Below are 9,212 nucleotides of genomic sequence, written 5' to 3' on the forward strand. Positions count from 1 at the left end.
AAACTTCCTTATACAAAATAAATTGAATAGCCTGTATTTCCATCACTTTCGATGGTACTTAACATAACATTACGTAGCACTGTTTCTTTCACAGCTTGACACATGCGATCATAAGATCTCAAAGATTCTTGATAATACTCTGTCATGGTATTCCTTTGAGCGGCCTGTCGCAGCGATACAAAATTTTTCAGCTGCTGCAAGTTATCCACCTGCTCCAACCAGCAGTTGTCGATAGCATGTAAAATCGAAAGGCGTAAAAATTCAGCTTTTTTCTCCTCAGTCTGTAATCTTTCAGCTTTTCGACTCATCTCCGAATGATACAGACTTTTTAGATAACGTTTCACAGCCCTCTGATTATCAACAGAAACGGGCAGTGAAGATTCTTGAAATTGATAGCTAAAATTATCTAAAATATAACGCCTTAAGGAGTGTTCTGTTAGATTAGAATTTGAAGCCAAGTACTGTGAAATCACTTCGTCCACAATATGGTCAACTTTTTGAGATAAGTTTTTCTCGTCATAAATCAACTCATCACGTAAAGCATAGATTTTTTGACGTTGAACACGTAAACTTTCATCAAATTTAATGGTCGATTGGCGTGCCAAAACCGAACGGTCATCACTTTTTGCCTGTGCTTGCTTTAAGGCACGTTGATATCGTCTCTGATGCAAAGGATTCCCATAGTTGCTGCGTTGGCGATGGTTATTTTTTTCAAAATAGCGTGTTGCCCTTTTACCACCATATTGCTGCACTAACTCGTCCTCTAGCGAAACGAAAAATTGACTCAAGCCGGGATCACCCTGACGCCCCGCCCGCCCTCGCAACTGCCAATCAATACGACTGTTAGGCATTCGTTCTGTCCCAATAACAGCTAACCCCCCAAGTTCCGCAACGCCTTCACCTAGCTTGATATCTGTTCCACGACCAGCCAGGGATGTGGCGATTGTCACTGTTCCTTTTTGCCCCGCCTCTTTAATAATCAGAGCTTCTTTAGCAACATTTTTCGCTGTCAAGACACTATGAACAATACCTTCTTGCAACAGCATGCGGGAATAGATTTCAGCAATATCCACTGTACCAGAAATCAAAAGAATGGGCTGTCCTTTAGCATGCAGCTTTTTTACATATGTCAAGGTCGCTGCCAGCTTCTCAGGTAAAGTCACATAAATCTGATCTGGAAAGTCTTGACGAATTACGGGTTTATGGGTCGGGATGACGATGACGGATACACGATAGGTGCTGATAAGTTCATCTTCGGCAATTTTTCCCGTTCCTGTCATTCCAGATAATTTGGGAAACATATTAAATAAACTTTGATAAGTCACCGAGGCTACTGAACGAGAGTCTTTTGTTTTCTTGACCCCTTCTTTAGTTTCAATTGCTTGATGAATACCTGACTGAAGACGAGTTCCTTCTAAGATACGCCCTGTACGGTTATCCAAAAGTTTGACCTCATTATCCACCACAACATAATCCACATCTTTTTTATATAAATGGTGGGCGCGCAGTGCTAGATTAATATGCCTGTTCAATTCAAAATAACTACTGTCATAGAGATTTGGGACATTAAAATAGTTTTCTGCATAATGTCCACCCTTAACTGTCAAATAGACAGCCTTATCTTCTTTGTTAAAATGATACTCCTCATCTTCATGCAATGTCCGCACGAACTGATTGCACACATCATAGAGATTAGATTGAACGCGAGGAACTCCCGAGATAATCAAAGGCGTCTGAGCACTGTCGAGCAATACCGCATCTGCCTCATCCACAATAACGTAATGGAAGGGTCTGAGAAACTTACCTTTTTTATCGCCTGCAAGATTATCAGCGAGATAGTCAAAGCCAAGAGCTGTGCTGGTTGTATAAGTAATATCTGACGCATAGATTTCTCTTTTTCGGTTGGCATCAACCTCTTCGTCTTCTTCATAAACACCTACACCCACTTTCAACCCCATGAATGAAAAGACGGGTGACATCTCCGTTGCATCTCGTTTAGCGAGGTAGTCATTTGTCGTAACGAGTATGGCTCCCTTCTCTTCCAAAGCATTGAGATAAAGAGGTAAAGTCGCCGTTAGGGTTTTACCCTCACCCGTTTTCATCTCAATGATATATCCAAAATGCAAGGCCAAACCGCCCAGAACTTGGACATCATAGGGAAACTTACCCAAAATCCTTTTATCTGCCTCACGCATTGCTGCGAAAGCCTCCACAAGTATCTGATCCAGAGTTTGTCCTGCCTGTAAACGTTCTTTAAATCCAACTGTTTTTTCTGACAATTCAGCATCAGTCAAGGCACTCATCTCATCAGCTCGGGCATTAATTTTTTTCAAAATACGGCGAAGTCGGCGAAGTTTTAGGGCATTCATTACCCCTCTTCTTTCTTTTGGCGACATAGTCACTCCTCTTCCTCTTTTATACTTCTAATGAGAGGGGCTACGAGAGAAAGCTCCTCTGGTATTTTATCTGATAAATAGCCTCTTGTCTTCATCGCATAAGTTGTAAGGTTATGCTGCGGCTCCAGCAAAGACAAGGTGAAATGGTCGAAGGTCAAATCGCTGCAGCCTGCACTGAACAAAAGAATCTGGTAAGTAAATGTTTCCTCTGGACAAGTGAACTGTCCCACTTTCTCACGTTGAATATAAGACCAGATGACTTCATTTTGTCGATTGTAAAAATCAACTTGGAGATAGGCTCTATCAGCAGGGACCGTTTCAAAGGCAGCGGACAGTTCGTAAGTACGATTGGGGAGTAGGAGAGGAAGGTCTGGCGAGCGGCGATCTCCCTGATAGTTGGTCCGTGAGTCAAATTTCAGTAAAGGTTTACCAGAAGCCAACAAAGGATTGTGGTAATGAAGTGTTTTTCCTACGAGCTGCAGTTGAGTACCATAAAGGTAAACATGCCCCTTATGAACTTCTGTCCATGTAATTGTTTTTACCAATTGTTTCCTCATTTGTCCCTCCTTTCATAGCCCTCCTCAAGGAGGTCAACATATTGTTTCATAAACCACTTTTTGATAGAGTGACTATTGTCATTGTGGCGTCCCTCATAACCTTTAGCATAAATATGGGCATTCTTTTGAGAAAGGTGATTGATAAGCTTTTCAGTCGCTGAACGGTCATAGTCATCTTGCTCCATATAAGCAATTGCAAAGTGTGTATCGGGAAAATCAGAAGTTGTAAACTTCTCCCAAAATTTTTTATTGAGATTGTCAATGTTCGCAAGTGACGTCCCACCTGTTGCATTCAAAAGGACATCGGCACTGGTTTCAAACTCATCGGGACGGAGCAGCTTCATTCCTTTAACCGTATCACCTAGATTTGTAAAAGGTTTGCCAACAACCACTGCGTAGGGATTAAAATGTGCTGCGTAGTACAGAGCACCATAAGTTCCCATTGATAGGCCTGAAAGAATCAAATCAGAGGACGAAAAACCTAGATAGTCCAGAGACTCTTGAATGGCAGCCACAATCTTTTGCTCAAGCTCAGGTGTACCAATGTAGAAACTGCCTCCTTCCAGACGTGGATCACCTATCAACATAAATGGTGTCTTGAGAGATTTCATGATACCATAACCCTCAAAACCTTCTGCCGATCTATATCCTGAAAAATAAACGGTTATTGGCGGCTTCATGTCCCCAGGATTAAAGTAAGTCATAATCTCTTGGCGCTTGCCATCACTGTGGCGTTCACCACCCAAAACAAAGCGCCCCAGCCCAACACGTGAATAGCGCCAATGTAAAGGGCCAAAAGTAATCTCACCTTCCCCCTTTGCATATATAGAAACCGAATAAAAACTGATTTTTTCGTTCTCTACAGGAATAACGTAGGGTTCTTGCATATCGGCTTCTGTCAATATTATCGGTGCTTGTAGGTCATATAAACTCCCCCTACGAATAGGGAAGATACGGAGCTGTAGGTCACAAGTGTCTGATTTTTTGACATATTCTTGCCAAATTTCTAAGGCAACGGGAAAGCTACTAAGATTGTAGCGAAAGGTAAACAACTGCTCAAAGTTCTCACCAAAGTAGCCTGAGGCCGTCATACCGACATGCCCATCGAAGCGAATATTCCCTTGAAAATTTGGATTAACATCAATATCAGGAATTTTCAACTTGGCACCATATTGGCTGTCAAACAGGACCTGCGAGAGATACTTTATCTTTTGTGAAATGTCGCCATCACTCGGTAATTCACGCAAACATTTTCTGCGAAATATCCCCGTTGGGTTTATATTTCTTATGGAAAGTCCTTTATCATGATACAAACCATAAGCCTCAATCGTAGAATCCAGTGGTTCAAGAAGCGACTCATCAATGGTTTCTGTGAGAAGAATAGCGTTAAAACGAATTCGGATTTTTGGCGCATCCCTCTCCTCCGACGGTACTATTATTTTAGCACGTTCAGCTTGTTTGAGTGCTTCTAAAAAGGGAACAATCTCATTTGGGCGACAGAAATGCCACTGTATGTCTTGAGGTAGAGTCTCCACTTGCTCTGCCCAATTATTGTTGCCAATCTGTAAGATTGTAATCATCTTTTCACTCCTTTTCTAACAATGCTTGCCACTGTGCTAATATTTTACCACTTGTGTAGTCAGACATCTTAGAAACTGCATACACAAGAGCTTTGTTCCAGTTTGTCAAACCATCGAAGTAATGATCCAATGCCTCGAGCATCTCCTGCTGCGAGGAAATAAGCCAACCATTTTTTTGATGATCGACATAATCTGTTTCTACCCTATTTATCTGAGGAACGCCTGCACTAATACTTGCTATCTGTGTGTACAAATCAGGAACTTCTCCCAAATCAATCACCAGACGCGCACTGTCTAAAGCCTCGATGATATGATTTTCATTGCTAAAATATTCAAAGCTAATACGTTGAAGTTCCTCCACTTCCTCATCAACGTGGTTCTCACTAAAGCCTTCAGCTTCTCCATAGAAAAGACAACGCTCGTATCGCTCATTTATCAGCTGTTCAACCCAGCTCTGTAGATTTTTCAAATCATAATCTGAGCGAAAAGTGATGAGCCTAAGCTGAACAGATTCACAAAGGGCCATTTTATCTAAGATAGGCAGCATATATTCCCTAAGGGTTTCATCACTAATCGTATCGATATAAAAGTAAATAATGAGCTCTTTCATAAATTGACTGTGTCCCAACCTCAAACGGGTATCAAAGGGAGAAATCTGTGTTACTTTCTTATCAGATAAACCGACTTCCTCTAAACGCCGCTTCAGATGTGACAGTGTTGTTTTGGTATCTGTTACCATGAGATCCGCTGCTGATGCCACTTCTAAAAAGGTGGAGGATGCAAGATTATAACGTGCTCCAAAGAAGGATAGCACCTTTGTTTGTTTTTCAAAAAGAGAAAGCAATAGATGATTATGCTGCTCATGTGAGGCAATCACCAAAGTATCATCATCATTAAAGTACTGACGACTTAAAAGAGAGAGGCGTTCGATAATCAGTGCTTCCCAGCTGTCATAAGTCAGTTGCCTAAACATATGATCGGATACAGGATTAATGATAATTTCTGACTGTTCGCCAAAAACTTCTCGCACTTGCCAAACCCCTTTGGGATTAAGGTAATCTTGGTATTGAGCTTGACCATTTGCATCATAATAAATCAAACTGGACAAGAAGCCTCTGTCATCAAAGACATAGGTTTTATCCGTATGTCCATCCTTCTGATAATCAATCCGCATGAGATTACCATTTTCAGCGAAATGAATATAAGCCAATGGAGCATCTTCCAACATTGCCACAAGAGCAAAAGGGCTATGATGAAAAGCTGTGCCCTGTGGCCAATCAAGCTCTTTAAACGAGATGGGGTTAGTGTGCATACTCTTGATATTCTGGATATCATCAAAGAATGACCAGTATGAACTTGTTAATAAGCCTTGCTTATGCAAATAATAGCGCAGCTGAGGACTGTAGTTTAAGATTAATAATTGAGTGGGCTCATGGACGTGTTCAAACATCTTAATATGATTGACAGTATCGTCAAATTGCATCCTCTCAAATACTCGAAACCAAAAGGAAGTCGTATCATACCAGATGCGTCCTTGACCATACCATGCCGGAACAAAATAATACATGTAAAACTCCTAGATAATATTTTTATAATTTTTCCAATTCTGTAACATGTTGACTTGTTCAATAACACCGAGCATTAAAGTCGAAACGATATAAGCGTTACTCACCAGTAATGCAATACTGATATTGTCATTGTTGCCCTGTTGTGTCAGTACCACAACGGCTAAAGGGCAAGCTCCTAGAAGCAATACCATCCACGCACCAAATTGAGCTAATAAATTGACTTTAGACTGTATAAAACGTCTCGTTTCATCGCCAGGCCGCACAAAATCAATATAATCGCCATTTTGACGCATCCCTTTAGCAATATCGTAAGCATCATAGTTATAATAAGCAAACCCAATAGCAAGTATATAGAGAATAACAGCATAGATTCCTAAGCCTAAGGGCTTGGAGATACCGATTTTTGCCACCAGACTTATGAGCACGGGATTATTCGGAAAAATGGATAATAAACCGCTCAAAATATAGGGGGGTAACATCATCAACGTCATTCCATACATGAAAGGAAGGGCTCCAGCTGGTGTAACACGAATAGGCAAATAGCTTTCTTTATTATATGCATTATTTATACCAATGCGGCGTATAGGAATACGGTACTCCGCACGGTAAAGAACTACCGTTAGCACAACCAACAAGAAATAGGTGCTTAGGAAGACAAGTAAAGAAAGCGTCAAACTAAGAGGCGAAAACTGGTTTTCAGAGAAATACGCTACTATATTATCCTTAAAAGCAAGTGACATATTGACAAGAATGATAAGCATCATCCCGCCTAGACCTTTCTGTGCATTAAAATTCCCCAACCATATCAATACGAAACTTCCTGCCGCCATGATTAGCATTGTGAAAAGTCGCAGCCTCGATTCTTGTGCATAGCCCAGAGCTGAGGTGTTATAACTGGCTGCAGCTGTTAGCCCAAAACTCTGAATGAGAGAGATTACAAGTGTTAAATATAGGCGATAGCGGTTAAGTTGTCTACTGGTTGCATTTTTGAAATGCCCCATCATCGTGATAAAACGCCAAATAATCATAGCTGTCATCCAGGGGCTCAAACCAAGTGAAAATAAGGTGATACTACTGAGTTGGGCACCTGTTACTGAGGCTACATTATTAAGCAGCTGTGTATCGACAATCTTGGCCAAAGCTTCCGTATTTAGAGTCACAGTTGGCACTGGAATTTGTTGGCCAAACATATAGACTAATACGATAACCAAACTCCACAGAAGTTTTGGCAAAATCAAGGCGCTACGCCATTTTTTTTGTAGTTTGAGAAACATAGTTTTTCTTATTTCCTTTTTATTTCTTACAAATCATCTTTTTAACACTTATTCCAGAAGCGTTTGTCAGTCCTTGTTATAACACAGAAGTAGCCACCCCTATAGAATGACTACTTTCTGCTAACACTAAAATTACTTCCTATTGATTTTCATCTGATTTTTTACGTTTTCTTCCAGCCAGCAGTCCTGTCAAAAATAGACCAACAGCTGATAAAGCACCTGTACTTGCACCCTCACCAGTATTTGGCAAGCGGCGTGAAGGGGCAGCCTCTGACGCTAATTCAGAGACCGGTCCGTTCACGAATTCGGAGACAGATTCTGACAAGAACTCGCTTGCGGATTCGGAGACGGACTCTGATACGGATTCAGAAACTGACTCACTTACTGACTCGGATACAGATTCAGATACTGACTCTGATACGGATTCAGATACGGATTCGCTTACTGACTCGGATACAGATTCAGAAACTGATTCAGATACAGACTCAGACACGGATTCTGATACGGACTCAGATACTGATTCACTTACTGATTCAGATACTGACTCGGATACGGATTCGCTCACTGACTCGGATACAGATTCACTTACTGACTCTGATACGGATTCAGATACGGATTCGCTCACTGACTCGGATACAGATTCACTTACTGACTCTGATACGGATTCAGATACGGATTCGCTTACTGACTCGGATACGGATTCAGATACGGATTCGCTTACTGACTCGGATACGGATTCAGATACGGACTCTGATACTGATTCACTTACTGATTCAGATACGGACTCGGATACGGATTCAGATACGGATTCGCTCACTGATTCAGATACAGATTCAGAAACTGATTCACTTACTGACTCTGATACAGATTCAGAAACGGATTCGCTCACTGATTCTGATACTGACTCTGATACGGATTCAGATACGGATTCAGATACGGATTCAGATACCGATTCGCTTACTGATTCAGATACAGACTCAGATACAGATTCACTTACTGATTCAGATACTGACTCTGATACGGATTCACTTACTGATTCAGATACAGATTCTGATACAGATTCTGATACAGATTCGCTCACTGACTCGGATACAGATTCAGAAACGGATTCAGATACTGACTCGGATACAGATTCTGATACGGATTCGCTTACTGACTCTGATACTGATTCAGATACTGACTCAGAAACGGATTCGCTCACTGACTCGGATACTGACTCTGATACGGATTCGCTCACTGATTCGCTTACTGATTCAGATACAGATTCTGATACGGATTCACTTACTGATTCAGATACTGACTCTGATACGGATTCAGAAACTGACTCACTTACTGATTCTGATACAGACTCTGATACGGACTCAGATACGGATTCACTTACTGATTCAGATACAGATTCTGATACGGATTCACTTACTGACTCAGATACAGACTCTGATACGGATTCAGATACGGATTCACTTACTGATTCAGATACAGATTCTGATACGGATTCACTTACTGATTCAGATACTGACTCTGATACGGATTCAGAAACGGATTCGCTCACTGACTCTGATACGGATTCAGATACAGATTCGCTTACTGACTCAGACACGGATTCTGATACGGACTCTGATACAGATTCACTTACTGATTCAGATACTGACTCAGATACAGATTCGCTCACTGACTCTGATACAGACTCTGATACGGATTCACTCACTGATTCTGATACTGACTCGGATACAGATTCAGAAACTGATTCGCTCACTGATTCTGATACAGATTCAGAAACTGATTCAGATACTGACTCGGATACGGATTCGCTTACTGACTCTGATACTGATTCAGATAC

6 protein-coding genes are annotated in these 9,212 nt (G+C 41.2%); all 6 read right to left on the minus strand.

The window, feature by feature from the left end:
- Positions 1 to 8: 8 nt before the first annotated feature.
- Positions 9 to 2,396 (minus strand): accessory Sec system translocase SecA2, encoded by a 2,388-nt coding sequence (secA2, locus tag NFR51_RS05195; protein WP_251712655.1) that lies wholly within the window; start codon positions 2,394 to 2,396, stop codon positions 9 to 11.
- Between the two features lie 2 nt (positions 2,397 to 2,398).
- Complete coding sequence (gene asp3 / locus NFR51_RS05200) at positions 2,399 to 2,953, minus strand: accessory Sec system protein Asp3 (protein WP_251712656.1); 555 nt, start codon at positions 2,951 to 2,953, stop codon at positions 2,399 to 2,401.
- Positions 2,950 to 4,533 carry an accessory Sec system protein Asp2 gene (asp2, locus tag NFR51_RS05205; protein ID WP_251712657.1) on the minus strand — a complete coding sequence of 528 codons (1,584 nt, stop codon included), beginning with the start codon at positions 4,531 to 4,533 and terminating at the stop codon, positions 2,950 to 2,952. The genes asp3 and asp2 overlap by 4 nt, the downstream gene beginning before the upstream one ends.
- Before the next feature lie 4 nt (positions 4,534 to 4,537).
- Positions 4,538 to 6,100 carry an accessory Sec system protein Asp1 gene (asp1, locus tag NFR51_RS05210; RefSeq protein ID WP_251712659.1) on the minus strand — a complete coding sequence of 521 codons (1,563 nt, stop codon included), beginning with the start codon at positions 6,098 to 6,100 and terminating at the stop codon, positions 4,538 to 4,540.
- A 9-nt stretch (positions 6,101 to 6,109) separates the two neighbouring features.
- Positions 6,110 to 7,375: an accessory Sec system protein translocase subunit SecY2 gene (gene secY2, locus NFR51_RS05215; RefSeq protein ID WP_251712661.1), complete on the minus strand. Its 1,266-nt coding sequence runs from the start codon at positions 7,373 to 7,375 to the stop codon at positions 6,110 to 6,112.
- Positions 7,376 to 7,514: 139 nt separating this feature from the next.
- The coding region (locus NFR51_RS05220; protein WP_251712662.1) for an LPXTG cell wall anchor domain-containing protein at positions 7,515 to 9,212 on the minus strand (1,698 nt) is incomplete at its 5' end.

The organism is Lactococcus ileimucosae, assembly GCF_943193185.1.
GTDB classification, from domain to species: domain Bacteria; phylum Bacillota; class Bacilli; order Lactobacillales; family Streptococcaceae; genus Lactococcus; species Lactococcus ileimucosae.

Coding starts and splice junctions, on each gene's coding strand:
- asp3 (WP_251712656.1), bottom strand. CDS start 2,953: ATGAGGAAACAATTGGTAAAAACAATTACATGGACAGAAGTTCATAAG.
- secA2 (WP_251712655.1), bottom strand. CDS start 2,396: ATGTCGCCAAAAGAAAGAAGAGGGGTAATGAATGCCCTAAAACTTCGC.
- asp2 (WP_251712657.1), bottom strand. CDS start 4,533: ATGATTACAATCTTACAGATTGGCAACAATAATTGGGCAGAGCAAGTG.
- asp1 (WP_251712659.1), bottom strand. CDS start 6,100: ATGTATTATTTTGTTCCGGCATGGTATGGTCAAGGACGCATCTGGTAT.
- secY2 (WP_251712661.1), bottom strand. CDS start 7,375: ATGTTTCTCAAACTACAAAAAAAATGGCGTAGCGCCTTGATTTTGCCA.